Source organism: Aquimarina litoralis, from assembly GCF_039523995.1.
Lineage (GTDB): Bacteria > Bacteroidota > Bacteroidia > Flavobacteriales > Flavobacteriaceae > Aquimarina > Aquimarina litoralis.
The window spans coordinates 666,115-681,686 of sequence record NZ_BAAAGE010000001.1 but is presented as its reverse complement, the minus strand read 5'-3'; the positions used below and the strand labels follow the sequence as shown (position 1 = coordinate 681,686).

At 33.7% G+C, this 15,572-nt stretch carries 13 protein-coding genes and 1 tRNA gene; 5 read left to right on the top strand and 9 right to left on the bottom strand.

Going from position 1 to position 15,572, the window contains the following annotated elements:
• Positions 1-20: 20 nt before the first annotated feature.
• From ABD077_RS02630 to pdxA, 4 genes are all read right to left on the bottom strand, one after another.
• Positions 21-1,016: a beta-ketoacyl-ACP synthase III gene (locus ABD077_RS02630; protein WP_343910219.1), complete on the bottom strand. Its 996-nt coding sequence runs from the start codon at positions 1,014-1,016 to the stop codon at positions 21-23.
• Positions 1,017-1,287: 271 nt separating this feature from the next.
• Complete coding sequence (rpmF, locus tag ABD077_RS02625) at positions 1,288-1,485, bottom strand: 50S ribosomal protein L32 (RefSeq protein ID WP_027394691.1); 198 nt, start codon at positions 1,483-1,485, stop codon at positions 1,288-1,290.
• 10 nt (positions 1,486-1,495) lie between these two features.
• On the bottom strand, positions 1,496-2,035 hold the full coding sequence (locus ABD077_RS02620) for a YceD family protein (RefSeq protein ID WP_343910216.1): 540 nt from the start codon (positions 2,033-2,035) through the stop codon (positions 1,496-1,498).
• Positions 2,036-2,233: 198 nt separating this feature from the next.
• Positions 2,234-3,295 carry a 4-hydroxythreonine-4-phosphate dehydrogenase PdxA gene (gene pdxA / locus ABD077_RS02615; RefSeq protein ID WP_343910214.1) on the bottom strand — a complete coding sequence of 354 codons (1,062 nt, stop codon included), beginning with the start codon at positions 3,293-3,295 and terminating at the stop codon, positions 2,234-2,236.
• Between the two features lie 85 nt (positions 3,296-3,380).
• Between pdxA and ABD077_RS02610 the strand changes: the two genes are divergently transcribed.
• Entirely contained in the window at positions 3,381-3,968 is a 588-nt protein-coding gene (locus ABD077_RS02610) for a riboflavin synthase (RefSeq protein WP_343910212.1), read from the top strand.
• 17 nt (positions 3,969-3,985) lie between these two features.
• Here the strand turns inward: ABD077_RS02610 and ABD077_RS02605 are convergent, their stop codons facing one another.
• A complete protein-coding gene (locus ABD077_RS02605) occupies positions 3,986-4,159 on the bottom strand; it encodes a hypothetical protein (RefSeq protein ID WP_343910210.1) in 174 nt (57 codons plus the stop codon).
• A gap of 719 nt (positions 4,160-4,878) precedes the next feature.
• On the opposite strand from ABD077_RS02605, the gene ABD077_RS02600 reads away from it, so the two are divergent.
• Together ABD077_RS02600 and ABD077_RS02595 are read left to right on the top strand one after the other, a co-directional pair.
• The gene (locus ABD077_RS02600) at positions 4,879-7,377 is read left to right on the top strand and encodes an alpha/beta hydrolase family protein (protein ID WP_343910208.1); all 2,499 of its coding nucleotides are present in this window, start codon (positions 4,879-4,881) and stop codon (positions 7,375-7,377) included.
• 239 nt (positions 7,378-7,616) lie between these two features.
• Entirely contained in the window at positions 7,617-8,183 is a 567-nt protein-coding gene (locus tag ABD077_RS02595) for an outer membrane beta-barrel protein (RefSeq protein ID WP_343910206.1), read from the top strand.
• A 214-nt stretch (positions 8,184-8,397) separates the two neighbouring features.
• Here ABD077_RS02595 and ABD077_RS02590 read toward each other — a convergent pair whose 3' ends face one another.
• Positions 8,398-12,030: an ABC transporter permease/M1 family aminopeptidase gene (locus ABD077_RS02590; RefSeq protein ID WP_343910204.1), complete on the bottom strand. Its 3,633-nt coding sequence runs from the start codon at positions 12,028-12,030 to the stop codon at positions 8,398-8,400.
• A gap of 12 nt (positions 12,031-12,042) precedes the next feature.
• Positions 12,043-12,912 (bottom strand): ABC transporter ATP-binding protein, encoded by an 870-nt coding sequence (locus tag ABD077_RS02585; RefSeq protein ID WP_343910202.1) that lies wholly within the window; start codon positions 12,910-12,912, stop codon positions 12,043-12,045.
• Positions 12,913-13,146: 234 nt separating this feature from the next.
• On the opposite strand from ABD077_RS02585, the gene ABD077_RS02580 reads away from it, so the two are divergent.
• Both ABD077_RS02580 and ABD077_RS02575 read left to right on the top strand, forming a co-directional pair.
• A complete protein-coding gene (locus ABD077_RS02580; RefSeq protein ID WP_343910200.1) occupies positions 13,147-14,145 on the top strand; it encodes a sensor histidine kinase in 999 nt (332 codons plus the stop codon).
• Positions 14,142-14,888, top strand: a complete 747-nt coding sequence (locus ABD077_RS02575; protein WP_343910198.1) for a LytR/AlgR family response regulator transcription factor — start codon at positions 14,142-14,144, stop codon at positions 14,886-14,888. Before ABD077_RS02580 ends, ABD077_RS02575 begins: the two co-directional genes overlap by 4 nt.
• Positions 14,889-14,955: 67 nt before the next feature.
• Here ABD077_RS02575 and ABD077_RS02570 read toward each other — a convergent pair.
• Positions 14,956-15,029, bottom strand: a tRNA-Ile gene (locus tag ABD077_RS02570).
• A gap of 57 nt (positions 15,030-15,086) precedes the next feature.
• Positions 15,087-15,488 (bottom strand): methylmalonyl-CoA epimerase, encoded by a 402-nt coding sequence (gene mce / locus ABD077_RS02565; protein ID WP_219008245.1) that lies wholly within the window; start codon positions 15,486-15,488, stop codon positions 15,087-15,089.
• Between the last annotated feature and the right edge of the window lie 84 nt (positions 15,489-15,572).

Sequence of the window (15,572 nt, the reverse complement as noted above, 5' to 3'; positions counted from 1 at the left end):
GTATTGTGTGTTTTAGTTGTTTAGGAATTATAGGCCCATTTTAGATAAATAGAACCCCAAGTAAATCCTCCACCGAAAGAGGCAAATACTATATTATCTCCTTTTTTGAGTTGTTTTTCGTAATCGCTTAATAATAAAGGTAAAGTTGCTGAGGTAGTATTACCATATCTATGTATATTCATCAGAACTTTACTCTCATCTAGATTCATTCGATTGGCCGTAGCATCAATAATACGCTTATTGGCTTGGTGTGCAACTAACCAGTCTACGTCATCACCAGTAATGTTGTTGCGTTCCATAATCTTGCTACTTGCATCGGCCATATTGGACACTGCATACTTAAATACAGATTTCCCATCTTGTTGAACGAAATGTTGTCTTTTTGCAACTGTTTCTTCTGAAGGAGGTAAGATAGAACCACCTGCTTCAATCTTTAAAAACTGACGTCCTACACCATCGGTTCGTAAGTACTCATCTTGTAAGCCTAAACCTTCTTCATTTGGCTCAAAAAGTGCTGCACCACCACCATCTCCAAAAATGATGCAAGTAGTACGATCTGTGTAATCAATAATAGAAGACATTTTATCTGCTCCTATTAATAACACTTTTTTATACCTTCCGGATTCTATATAACTAGCTGCAGTCGACATTCCATATAAAAAACTAGAACATGCGGCTTGTAAGTCATAAGAAAAAGCATTGATTGCTCCTATTTCTGTAGCAACATATGCTGCGGTTGCAGCTACGGGAAGATCTGGAGTAGCAGTCGCAAAAATTACCATATCAATCTCTTTGGGATCGAGATTCTTTTTAGCAATTAAATCTTCTGCTGCTTTAATACCTAAGAAAGAACTTCCTTTACCTTCTTCCTTTAGTATTCTGCGTTCTTTAATACCAGTACGAGTGGTGATCCATTCATCGTTTGTTTCGACCATGGTTGCTAACATCTCATTAGATAACACATGATCCGGCACATAAGCGCCTACAGCTGTTATAGCGGCTGTGGTTTTACTCATATCTTTATTTTAGTCATCTGCGTTTTATCATGATAAAATAGCAGATAGAATTTGCTAATCTCCTTTAGGCATGCTTGCTTTAAAAAAATTAGCATCAATAAATTGATTAGATCATTTTCTTACTTCTCACACAACACGTGTAAAAAAGTGGTTGAAAATACTAAATTACTTGCAAATATGGCGCAAAATAACTGGATTTTGACAGATTTTCAACTAAAAACAAAAAAACTCTCACTTTTGTGAGAGTTCTTCTATAATTTTAACAGTATGCTTATGCTACTTCTTCTTCAGTGTTGTCAATAATTACCTGACCACGGTAATATAATTTACCTTCGAACCAATGAGCTCTGTGGTATAAATGTGCTTCTCCTGTTGTAGGATCTGTAGCTATTTGTGGTACAGTAGCTTTATAATGTGTTCTTCTCTTATCTCTTCTAGTTTTGGAGATTTTTCTCTTAGGATGTGCCATTGCTTAGCTATTATTTATCGTTTAATAAGTTTTTTAATTTATCCCAACGAGGATCAATCTCCTCGTTATCATTCTCTAATGTTTTTTCTTTTGGACTTAATTCTTCTAGTTTATCAAGTATGTCCGATTTTAACGTTCCATCTTCGACACCAGGGTGCACTCTTTTTGAAGGTACCCCAAGTACAATAAGTTCATATATGTATTGCTGCACATTGATTTCATATTCTCCGTGCGGGATAATAAGAATTTCTTCGTTCTCATTATTAAACTCTTCACCAAACTTAACTACCAGAAAAAACTCATTTTCTATTGGTAGGTCAAAAGGTTCATTAGTAACATCACAATTAACATTTACTGTACCCTTAGCAGTAAATCGAAGTTCTAACATTGTTGTTTTCTTGTTAAACTCCAAATCTACTTTTATAGCAGATGTATTAAATTCATCATACTCAAAATGTTCGAAGAACGTATCGCCAATCTCATACTCAAAACTATGTAATCCTAGCTTCAATCCAACAAAAGGAATAGTATACTCTTTTAGTGGTTTCATTTCATCATCAGTTTCAAGTCTTTACCAATTTGGTAAAAGGCGGGTGCAAAGATAACAAAAAATCGTTATGATTGCATTTTTGTAAATAAAATTATATCAGAAAGTTAGAATTTACTTCGTTAGGTTTTAGTATTTGAACAAATAAGTATCGATTTTTTCAATTTATTTATCTCCAATACCTTACCAAACTATGAATTCTTAATTCCCTTTAAACTGAGGTTTTCTCGGTTGTTTTTTTAATGGGTTTTTAGTGAGCTCTTTATATTCTTCTCTATTTTTATAAATTTTTAAAGCAGCAAATACAGCTTCTTTAAAAGATCCATTATCTGCCTTGTTTTTTCCTGCTATTTCAAAAGCAGTTCCATGATCCGGCGAAGTGCGTATTTTGTCTAATCCGGCAGTATAATTCACGCCTTTTCCAAAAGATAACGTTTTAAAAGGAATCAGTCCTTGGTCATGATAGGATGCTACAATAGCATCAAATGATTTGTAACTATTAGATCCAAAAAAGCTATCAGCAGCATAAGGTCCATAAACAAGTTTACCGGATTCGTTAATTCTTTTAATCGTTGGTTTTAGTACTTCATCATCTTCTTTTCCGATGACACCGTTATCTCCACTGTGTGGGTTGATACCTAACACCGCAATTTTAGGTTTACTAATTCCAAAATCTTGTCGCAAAGCATTGTAAATAGTGTCTACTTTTTGTTCGATAAGTTCTGGGGTAATTGTATTTGCAATGTCTTTAACTGCTACATGGTCTGTAAGTAACCCAACTTTTAAGGTATCAGTAATCATAAACATAAGACTATTTCCTTGAAGCTCTTGGTTTAAATAATCGGTATGTCCGGGAAAATTAAAATCTTCGGATTGGATACTATGTTTATTAATAGGTGCAGTTACAAGTACATCGATCTCGTCATTTTTTAGAGCTTGTGTTGATGCTCTCAATGATTTTATGGCGTAAGCACCAACTTTTTCATCTTCTTTACCGAAATTTATATCAACTCCTTCTTTCCATACGTTAAGCACATTGATTTTTCCGTCTAAAATTTGAGAAGTTTTGTCAATACCATGTAGGTTTGTATTGATTTTGTATTGCTTTTTAAGAAAAGAAAGAATTTTAACTGAAGCAAAAATTACAGGAGTACAGAAGTCTAACATTCGATTATCCTCGAAAGTTTTTAGAATAACCTCGCTTCCGATACCATTTAGATCACCTATAGAAATTCCTAATCTTATTTTTTGTTCTTTCTTCATTATGTAAACTACTTTATAAGTATTTTTGAAGTGTATAAATGACTTCAAATTTGAGGACACAAATTTAATTAAATAATTCGCATTTATGTTTACCGGAATCATCGAAGAATTAGGAATTGTTGCAAATCTTTCAACGGATCAAGAAAATTTAGATATTACCATTCGCTCGAGTTTTACTTCTGAGTTAAAAATTGATCAGAGTGTTGCTCATAATGGAGTATGTCTTACCGTGGTATCTATAGAGGATGATTTATATACGGTAACTGCTATCAAGGAAACTTTGGATAAAACCAATTTGAAAGACTTAACTGCAGGAAGTGTTGTGAATTTAGAGCGTGGTATGAAACTTGGAGCTCGTTTAGATGGGCATATTGTTCAAGGTCATGTAGATCAAATTGCTACCTGTACAGAAATTAAGGAAGCAGATGGAAGCTGGTATTTTACTTTTGAATACGATCCTGCTCTTAGTAATATTACCATAGAAAAAGGTTCTGTTACCGTAAACGGTGTGAGTTTAACGGTTGTAAACTCTCAAAAAAATGCGTTTAGCGTAGCGATTATACCTTTTACATATGAACATACTAATTTCAATACCTTTAAAGTGGGTACTGTTGTAAATTTAGAATTTGATGTTATCGGTAAATATGTAAAAAGAATTACAGAGCTATCATAGATTTCAACAAAACCTCGCTAGCTTGCTAAAATAGTATCAATCTTTTCTACTTCACTAAAACGAAATAAAGAGAACGAATTTTCATCTATTTTTAAAATTACTCCTCCCAAGTCATTGGAATTTGCGCAAGATTCGAAATCTAATACTTTTCCAAAATGCTGGCTTTTAGTATCAATTACTTTATACTGCATAATCACAAGTTTTCATTTGTATTCCCTAAATCATTATGATTGTCCTTTCCCCAAAAAACATACCATAATGTAGTGATCTTTGGATGTAAATTTAGAATAGACATTCGAATTGAAAAAATTATTTTATCAGGTTTTATTAACAATAATTACTTAAAGGACTGGTTTTTAGCTGTAATTGCTCAATAAAATAACGCTTAAAAGCAAGTTTGTCTTGTATATAGAGTCTAAAGTGTTTTACAAGAAAAGGGTTGTCAAAAACTGACAACCCCCTAGTTTGTGCTAATTTTTAGAAGGCACGGATTATATTCCCGGGAATATAATATCGACTTGCCATATTGGTTAAATTGTATTTTGTTTAACTAATTAGGTCATTCTCCTAGTAAAACACTTATTAAAGATAAACAAAACTGACTAAAAAAGCACTTTTATAACTTTGTTTAAGAATAATTTGAGGTGTATTCGTTTATCTCTGAGATGGAAACTACATCATAAAAGAAAATATCCTATTATAAAAATTGGAATTGTTTTTCATTGATTTCTATCAAGAGCATTCTAAACTATTGGTTTTCAAAAAATAAGCAATACTGTATCTTTTTGTAAGAAAACATATACAAGTTCGTGGGATTCTTTCTGCTTGTCTAAAATAATTAGAATATGCGGGTAACATTTCTTACCTTCAGAACACTAATAAAAGGACAATATTCTTTAATTATAAATTCATGAATCAAATCACGCGCACACTGTTATCAATGGCTTGTATTTGCTTATTGGCAAGTCAGCTCACTACGGCTCAGGAACAAAATACTGAGGCCAATGACAATTCCTGGAAATCTCCAGATAAAGACATTCTTAAAATTTTACACGCACCACAACTGCCCAGAACATCGATCTCTCCGGCAAGAACACATATTCTGTTATCAGACCCTATTATATACCCAACCTTGTCTGAGCTTGCAGGACCCATGTTAAAATTGGCAGGAATTCGTGTAAATCCAAAAAACAATTACTATCACGGTAGACATGGAGGTACGAATCCTAGAATACTTACGATCAAAGATGGTTCGATCGTTTTACTAAAAATTCCTGCAGGAGCTGAGGTAATGAGTACCTCTTGGAATGCAGATGGAAAACGTTTTGCCATTGCAGTAGGATTTGAAGATCGCATCGAATTGTGGATGGGGGATATCAATGGTACCGTAGAAAAAGTACCAGGAGTTACCCTCAATCCATTGATGGATCAGGCCGCGAAATGGTTACCAGATCAGCAAAAATTATTGTTGAGAAAAATTCCTAATCGTGGAGCTGCTCCACAAAAATCTACCATACCGAAAGGACCAAAAATCTTAGAAGACGCGGGTGCAAAAGCAAGATCTACCTATGAATCAAGAAACTTATTAGAAACTGCTTATGATGACGAACTGTTTAGTTATTATACGCAGAGTGAATTGGTGATCTATGATACCAAAACCAAGAAAATGGAGGTTGTCGGACCCGCAGCTTCTTATTTATGGGCTAATGCTTCTCCAGATGGAAAATACCTATTGGTAGAAAGGTTAAAAAAACCATGGTCACATGAAGTGGCTTGGTGGCGTTTTGCTAATGATATTGAAGTATGGGATCTTAAAGGGAAATTGGTGAAAACAATTGTAAATCATCCTATTGCCAATGAAGTGCCAACACATGGAGTCAATACAGGACCTCGTAATGTAAACTGGCAAGCAACAGCGCCACATACTTTATTTTGGAAAGAGGCTTTAGATGGAGGTAATCCAGTAGCAAAAGTTGATTTTAGAGATAAACTGATGAAATGGGAAGCCCCTTTTACCGGTGAACCGGTAGAAGTATTTAAAGCAGAACACCGTATACAATCCACTTGGTGGGGTCCTGATGGAATGTTGGTATTATCTCAGCGAGAGCGTATGAAAAGATGGCGTTATGTATGGTTGCTTGATGTAAACAAAGGAACTGCTAAACAATGGTTTGATCTAAACGAAAATGATCGGTATAATAATCCAGGATATCCTCTTTTTACACAATTAGAAAATGGTAGATATGTGATCAAAGTAGAAGATGATTTTATGTATTTTAGGGGGAATGGAGGAACCAAAGAAGGAGATCGCCCATTTTTGGATAAAAGAAATATTCAAACCGGTGAAGTAGAAAGAATTTTTAGAAGTCCAAAAGACAAATATGAATACTTTGTTGGTTTTGGAGAAGATGATAATAGCTTTATCATGAGTTCCGAATCCTCTAATACTGTACCTAATTTTCATCTTGGAAAATTTGGAGAAGCTATAGAAGCCGAAAAAGGAGAAAGTACCAAAGCTATTACATCAACACCTATTACAAAATTTGAAGATCCAAGTCCTGAGTTACGACAGATTGAAAATAAGATTGTAAAGTACAAAAGAGATGATGGTGTAGAATTAAGTTTCCAGTTACTATTACCTCCGGGTTATAAAGAAGGCACTAGAGTACCAACGGTGGTATATGCGTATCCTTTAGAATATTCGGGTGCGAAGACTGCTGGACAAGTGAGAGGTTCTTCGAATCGTTTTATGAGAATTTGGGGAGCATCACATAAATACTTTTTGATGAGAGGATATGCCGTTTTAGATAATACAGCGATGCCAATGATTGGAGATCCTGAAACAGTATATGATACTTTTGTTCCGCAATTAGTAGCAGATGCAGAGGCAGCAGTTAAAAAAGCGGTAGATATGGGAATCGCTGATCCTGATAGAATTGGTGTAATTGGTCATAGCCATGGAGGTTTGATGGTGGCTAATTTATTAGCGCATACAGATTTGTTTTGTGCAGGAATTGCCCGTAGTGGTTCGTATAACAAAACCAATCAACCTTTTGGATTTCAAGGAGAACGACGTTCTCTTTTTGAAGCTACCAAATCCTATATCGATTGCTCTCCGACCTTTTTTGCGGATAAAGTAAATGAACCAATTTTGATTATCCATGGAGATGATGATTCGAATCCAGGTACACTAACTTTCCAGTCAGAAGTATTTTATGAAGCGGTAAGAGGTTCTGGTGGAACTGCCAGATTGGTATTATTACCATTTGAAGACCATGGCTACAGAGCAAAAGAATCGATCGAACATGTATTATGGGAACAAATGAACTGGTTTGATAAATACGTGAAAAATCGTGATGTCAAAAAACAAGGAAATATAAAAGAAGTCAAAGAAAGAATTGACAAATAATCTAGGATAAACATAATCCTAAATATTAAAATATAAAACGGGTTTGACTAGAAGGGTTGAACCCGTTTTTTAAATTGAGGGATGATTAATCAACTAAAAGTAATGGAAATTCTATTATTTCCAGTAAAGAAATTAATCAATATTTGTTGTAAGATTATAGCTATGTAGGGTAACATTTTCCCTATTTATGATACTTACCTATACCAATTCATTTATTATAAAACACAAATCGCAAAACCATGCAAAAACTCACCGGATATTCAGTAATAATAATGTTGATATTTATACAAACTGTATTTTCCCAGCAACAAACAGGAACATATATAAATGCATCGATAGGTTTGGGAATTACCACTCCAAACGAAGATGTGGATGTATTTGGGAATGGTATTTATATACAAGCAGAATATGTATGGGCACCAAAAAGATGGTTTAGTCTTAGACCGTATGCTGGTTATATCAATACTTCTACGGATGAAGATGGTCTTTCGGGAAATCTTGTAGGAGCAAGAGCTTCTACTAAAGCATTTTTTGTTGGAGGAAAAACTAAAGTCGCGATTCCTATTCCGTGGGTTGCTCCCTATGTAGAATTAGGATTAGGAGCTTCTATAGGATCTTTTGAAACAGTCACTCCACTAATCAATGAAAAAGAGAGTGGTGTAACCCTTCATATACCTTTTTCATTGGGATTGGCATTAGGACGTAATAATAATTTTGATGTGGGACTATCCTATTACTTCTATCCTTCTTTAGAACAATTTAATGGAGCTTTTGCTATAGGAGTTTCTTTTCCTATTAATAGATAATTACACTATTTGTAATTCGTAGAGAATACAAAAAGAGGTCTAAAAATAATACAAACTTGTATTGGTCAGTCTGAGCTTGTCGAAGACATATTGGAAGCTCTGTAGTTCAAAAACTTCGACAGGCTCAGTTTGACAATGATGTATCGCTTTTTAAAATAGTCTCTTTTGTTTAAAAATAGATTGCGACTAGGAGGAAACAAATCTTTACAGACAATTACTTACTTTTTGCTATTGGATATGTATTATCCTCAATATTTAGTTCGATTAATAATCGCTTTGGGTCGATCACCGCGTTTGCAGGAATCTGGTCTATTTCAAACGTAAAACTCATTTCTTCCTGATCAATCAAAACGCGTTTAGAAACTAACAACTCTTCATTATCTTCAGCAAAAAGACCGATGTCTACCCAATTATGTGGAGGCACTTTAGTTTCGTTACCAAGACTATCCACCTTAATTTTGGAAGCATTGATCGCTACGGCTACTTCATAATTTCCTTTGGGTAAGGTTTTATAGGAAGCCTTCGCTAAACTATATTCATATAAGGTAATTTCATGAAACCAATCTGTTAGTAGATACTGCAGATGCGTTGGAATTTTAGGTTGTAAGTAGGATATAAAATCCAAAGTTGTTGGATACGGTCCTTCTTTGTATTTATAGGCATTGAGAAATGTTCTGAGCGCTTCATTTAAGTTTTCTTGGCCAATGTAATCTTGTAATGCATACAGCACTAAACTTCCTTTGCCATAATGAATATACCCTTGATCTTTTACTTTTAGTAAGGGTACTTCTTTTTGAGTTTCGTTACTTCTTCCTTTTAAATAACGTTCAAAATCATAGTCCAAAAACTGCTTCATTTTCATATCATCTTTTAGCTCATTTTTCATCACCATGAGTGCAGAATATTCTGCAAAACTTTCGGATAACATCGTTGCTCCTTCAACATTAGCACCAATAAGCTGGTGTGCCCAATATTGATGCGCCATTTCATGAGCAACAATAGCGTAAATAATATTATTGTCATTTTTATTAGAGAGATTGGTAATAAATCCTCCTCCTTCGGTATAAGGCATAGTGCCTGGAAAAGCTTGTGCAAAATTGTAATACTTTGGTATTTCTATGATTCTTGCTTGTTTATGAAAATAAGGTCCGAAGTTCTTACTATAATAATCTAATGATTTTTCTACCGCTTCTTGCATCATAGCAACATTGTAAGGATGTGATTTATCATAATATACTTCTACATCAATATCATTCCATTTTTTCTTGGCAACCTCATATCTTGCCGACATAAAATTGGTAAAGCTTAAGGATGGATGATCATTTTTATAATGAAAATAAGCTCTTCCATTTTCATTCCATTGTTTCACTAATGAACCTGGCGAAATTGCGATTTGATCATCTGCCGTAGAGATGATGGTTTCTATAGTAATCCAATCCGATGCTTTTCGGCTAATGTAATTTTCTTGTAGATATTCAGAATCCTTTTCGGCTAAAGTGGTTGTTGGTTTTCTGGGTGGTAATCCTGCTTCTTTCCGATCTGTTTCGTTCGTTAGCTCATTATACGATTCATATCCTGTTGATGGTAATAAATGCATAGAATCAAAAAAAGTTCCGTTTTCGACGACTCTGATATTGGAGATTTCATTTTCGAAACCACGACTGATATATGCTGTATCTAAAATGATATCCATACTACAGTTGGGTGCTAAGGGAGTTTCGAGCTGGAAAATTTGATATCCTAATTCTTCATCATTCAGCACTAATTTTGAATTCGGAATATGTAGTTTTTTGATCCATTTAGATTTCTGTACATCCTCTGCATTCCTTTCTCCTATAAAATAGAACAAGGAGTAATGTAGCGAGTCGATTGGAGTATTGCTTTTGTTTTGAATTGTTAAAACGGATGTAGTACTTACATTTCTTTTATTTGGATAGATATCCACTCCATATTTGATGGCAATGGTTTTGGGTTGTGCAATATGTTCATACTTTTTATACTTTTTCTCATACGATGCTTGCATTTTTTTGATGTCTGTAATGGTATGGTATGTATTGATCACCTGTGTGTTGTAGTATACAAAACTGGCAATGATTCCAAATAATAGTGAACATGTTAAGAAGGTAATCGCATATCTTTTGGTAATGTATTTTTTGGCAACATTATACCTGTTTTTGATTCCTTTAATAGTACCTCTGATCCAAAATAAACTAGCAATGGTGACTAACAAGAAACCAAAAAGCATCCAGTATAGATTGAGCCAGTTTTTTGCAACTACAACACGACTAAATCCATTCATATCAGAATACGTATAGCTAGGCGAAAACCCAAGATTTAGCATATAAGATTTGATTCCGAAAATATCGATCACCAAAAACTCAATCAGGAAAATGAGCAGTATAGAAATAAAATATGCCAGATATTTGTTGTTGATAAAGATTTGCAGGCTGATGAGGATACATGACCAAATAACATAAGTGGGTAATCCAGTATATAAAAAATCTAGTAGGTATACAGTGATCTCTAAGTTGGTGTATCCATTAAATAGTTGATATAAAATGGCTATGATAATTAATAGGATATCAAACAATATACTGGTCACGATTAATGAACTAATTTTAGCCAAAAGAACGGTTAATGAAGAATGAGGAGTGCTGTCAATTACCTGACTGATGTTGCTTTTTCTTTCTCTCCATACCAATTCACCACTAAAAAATACTGTTATAATCATTCCCATGATCATACTAATAGGTCGATTAAAAGCTATTATTTTACTCGTTACATGATAGGACTGTAATCCAAAATATTCGAATCCATTTACTAATTTGTTTAGTAAAATAAGCGCTCCAAAAAAGAGTAGTATTTTGAAGGTGTTGCTTTTTAAAATCGTATAGAGATTACTCTTAAAAAAACTACTGTATTGCAACCAGAATGTATGAATATCAAAACGTCTATTGATGGTAGGCAAATAAGATGTTTGCGAAGATTTGGTAGGGTTAACCTTCTTTTTTGATCGTTTGATTTTTTGTTGTTTTTGAACAAACGAAAAAGAAAAATAAGAAATCATTATAGTGGCTATTGCTATAGATATCCAAAGCATTCGATTGATAAACAACCAGCTAGAAAAAGAGACTACTTCTGTGTTTTTCTCTATTGGAGTAAAGTATTTGGTATCTATAGTATATGCTCTTAATCCTGTTACATCAGTCAATACAGCAAAACCTTCTGTGCTAATATCATTCATAAAAGTGCCAGAAAGTAAATACAACACTATGATGATAATCGTAGCAATAAATGAAATGATGGTGCTTTTCCATTTGTTGGCAATCGCAAAAATGATCGCTCCAAAAACAAAAATATTTGGCAAAACGAACAATAGGAAGTTATTGATAAATACATAAGGAGCTAAAGCGCCGATCTTTTTAGTGGCTTCCATTCCATATTCCAGACCTATTTGTGTACCTATAGCAAATCCTAAAAAAACACCTAATAAAGGAATTGTTGCTAAACATAAACTACCCAAAAATCTACCGAAATAATAACTTGCTTTATGTATGGATGTGCTAAATAGGATTCCTGCAAAATTGTTTTGATAATCTTTTAGCGCAGCATTATTAAAATATGCTGTTGCAATGAGCAGTGCGATGATACTCAGATTAGCGGTATACATGCTAATTACATACGGAGCATTTTTGAAAACAGTGCCGGTGGCGCCTCCAAATGTAATATCCAAATTAACGGCACCTATTGCGGATATCGCGGTAAAAATAAATAAGAATATATACAGCATAGGTCTTCTAAAACCAGTGATGATTTCTTGTAAAAAGAATGCTTTAAACATAGTCATAGTGGTGGGATTTTAATTATTGTTAATTTTCGAAAAGAACACATCCTCTAGTGTTGGAGATACTTGCTGAAAACCTTCTGATGGTTTTTCATCGCTGAGAACATGGATTAAAGGTTTCCCTCCAACCATTTTATTAGAAATTACAGTATGGGTGTTATGATAGCTTTCCAGTTCGTGATGGTGAATGAGTTTTTCCCAAACTTTATTATGTAGTTCATCAATAACTTGTTGAGGTTTGCCATGACAAATTATTTGGCCATGATTCATGATCGCCATATTTTGACATAGTTCTCTAACATCTTCAACAATGTGGGTAGAGAGGATAACAACAACATCATTAGCAACTTTGGCTAAAAGATTATGAAATCTATTTCTTTCGCCTGGATCTAAACCTGCAGTAGGCTCATCGACAATGATTAGTTTTGGATTGCCAATTAGTGCTTGTGCAATACCGATTCTTTGCTTCATTCCTCCAGAGAATCCTTTTACCTCTTTATTGCGTTTATCATATAGGTTTACTTTCTGTAATAAGTAGTTTACAAGTTCTTTGCGTTCTTTTTTTGCAGATACTCCTTTTAGTATGGCTATATGATCTAACAATTGCCTAGCTGTAATTTTGGGATAAACACCAAATTCTTGTGGTAGATATCCCAGTACTTTTCTCAGAGCGATAGGGTTTTTTATGATGTCTATTTCTCCTAAAAATGCCGAGCCACTATCCACTTCTTGTAATGTGGATAAGGTTCTCATTAAGGATGATTTTCCCGCACCATTAGGACCCAATAAGCCGAACATACCGCTAGATATTTCTAATGAAAGATTGTCTAACGCTTTGACTCCGTTAGCATAGGTTTTATTTAAATTGTTGAGTATTAGATTCATTTTGTTCCGTTTTTGATTAGGAAACAAATAAATTCTAATTGCTGATTTCTAACTATTTAATTTATCGAACTCCTCCTTTTAGATCGTAAAAAGGTGTGAATCATCAATCAACTAAGTTCATTTACAAAAACCATAAGTTCATGGATGAATTTTAGCTTTTCATTGATTAGAATAGGTTGTTCAGGTAGTGAATTCTATTTTTGTCATATGATTACGATACATAAAAAGCGTTTTGTGATACATCTAATACTATTATTAAGTATGGCTATTCTACTATCCATGCTCATGGTTTTTTCTTCAAAAGAAAACCTTTCGGTGGATGCATTGCCTGAGTTTTTTCTACAAACTGCATCAAGTATTTTTCTTTTGTTAGCACCACCAGTGTATTTCAATATCTATTGGTTGATTCCGAATTTTCTAGTCAAAAAGAAATACCTTATGTATGGAATTATAGTTATTGCTTTAGTGGCTATTTGGGGTTTTGTATTAGGGTTTGGAGAACCTTGGATGGATCGAAATTGGTTTAATGAACCGGATGAAAAACCAAATTATGGCGTTGGTATTATAGGAACCATCTTATTGTTAATTATTACCACATTACTTCATATCGCATATCGATGGTTTATTCAATTATCGACAATCAAACAAATAGAGAATGATCAATTACATTTAGAACTGTCATCTTTAAAAAATCAAATCAATCCTCATTTCTTCTTTAATACACTCAACAATTTATATGCATTGTCTTTAGAAAAATCGGATCAAACACCTTCTGTCATCCTGAAGCTGTCAGAAATGATGCGGTATACCATTTATGATTGCAAGGAACAAGAAGTTTCGTTAGAAGGTGAAGTGACTTATATGGAAAACTTTATTGCATTACAAAAAGTGAGACATCATAAAAGAGGTGTGATTACTTTAAAAAATGACATTCAAGATACCAATATTAAAATTGCGCCTATGATTTTAATCGTGTTTATTGAGAATGCTTTTAAGCACGGTTTTGATTTATTAGATAAAGAGGCGTTTATTAATATCAGTTTAAAACATGAAGCGAATGCACTTCATTTTTATATTGAAAATAATTTTGGTACTACTGCAGAAAAACATGAAAAAGGAATCGGTCTCGAAAATGTAAAAAGAAGATTAGCATTGCTATATCCTGATACGCACGAACTTAAAATTGTTAGAAACGAAACGCTATTTAGTGTTCACTTAAAATTATATGTATGATGAAATGTTTAATAGTAGATGATGAACCACTTGCGCATAGCGTCATTAATAATTACTGTGATAATCTTTCATTTATAGAGATCGAAAAGGAGTGTTATTCTGCCTTTGAGGCGATTAATTATCTAAATGAAAATCAGGTTGATTTGATATTTTTAGATATAAATATGCCAAAATTAAAAGGTTTGGACTTTTTAAGAACATTAACCAATCCTCCTTTGATTATTATTACTTCGGCATATCAGGAATACGCAATGGAGGGATATGAGCTCGCTATTCAGGATTATTTACTAAAGCCTTTTAGTTTTGAACGTTTTTTAAAAGCTGTTAATAAAGCGGCTCAACAAAAAAAATTACTAGAGACTTCTAAAAGCAAAAGTGAGCTTGAGATGACAGTTAATACTTCACCTAAAGTCAATTCCAGTTCTGTCAATGATCATGAAGAGCATATTTTTATTAAAGGAGATAAAAAAACACATCAAGTAGCTCTTGATACTATTTTATACTTAGAAAGTGTTGGTAGTTATGTAAAAATTTATGTAGAAGATAAGACCATTATTACTTTAGACCGACTGACGAATTTTGAAAATAAACTACCTCAAAACTTGTTTGTAAGGGTTCATCGTTCCTATATCATTGCGATTAGAAAAATTGATTTTATCGAAGGAAATCGTATAAAAATTAGCGACAAACATATTCCTGTTGGGAGTGTTTACAAACAAAATTTGGCTAAGTTTTTAAAATAGGCTTGGTTTAACTTTATAGTATTCAATAAAAAAAGCCCTTGCAATTTGCAAAGGCTTTTCCACTACGTGGTCCCACTTGGGCTCGAACCAAGGACCCCCTGATTATGAGTCAGGTGCTCTAACCAGCTGAGCTATGGGACCTAAAACGGAGGGCAAATTTAAGTAATTGATATAAACACGCCAAACATTTTTTATAATTTAATTGATCTCTTGACAAAGCTCTACCAAAACACCATTTGTTGTTTTAGGATGTACAAAGGCAACTAGCTTGTTATCAGCTCCTTTTTTAGGGGTTTTATTGATCAATTGAAATCCTTCTTTTTCGAGTCTTTCTAATTCTTTTTCAATATCGTCTACATCAAAAGCGATATGATGTATACCTTCGCCTTTTTTAGCAATAAACTTTCCAATAGGACCATCTTCACTGGTGCTCGCCAAAAGCTCGATCTTATTTTCGCCAACCTTAAAAAAAGAAGTAATCACCGCTTCACTTTCTACCGTTTCTTCTTTATATGGAGCAACACCAAGTAATTGTTCGTACAATGTATTGGCCTTTTCGATATCTTTTACAGCAATGCCTATATGTTCAATTTTGTTGATATGATTCACAAGTTTAAATTTTAGTAATTATTAGATAACGAGGATAAAAGTACAAAATAGCTGTATGCAAAGGATTTTCTATCA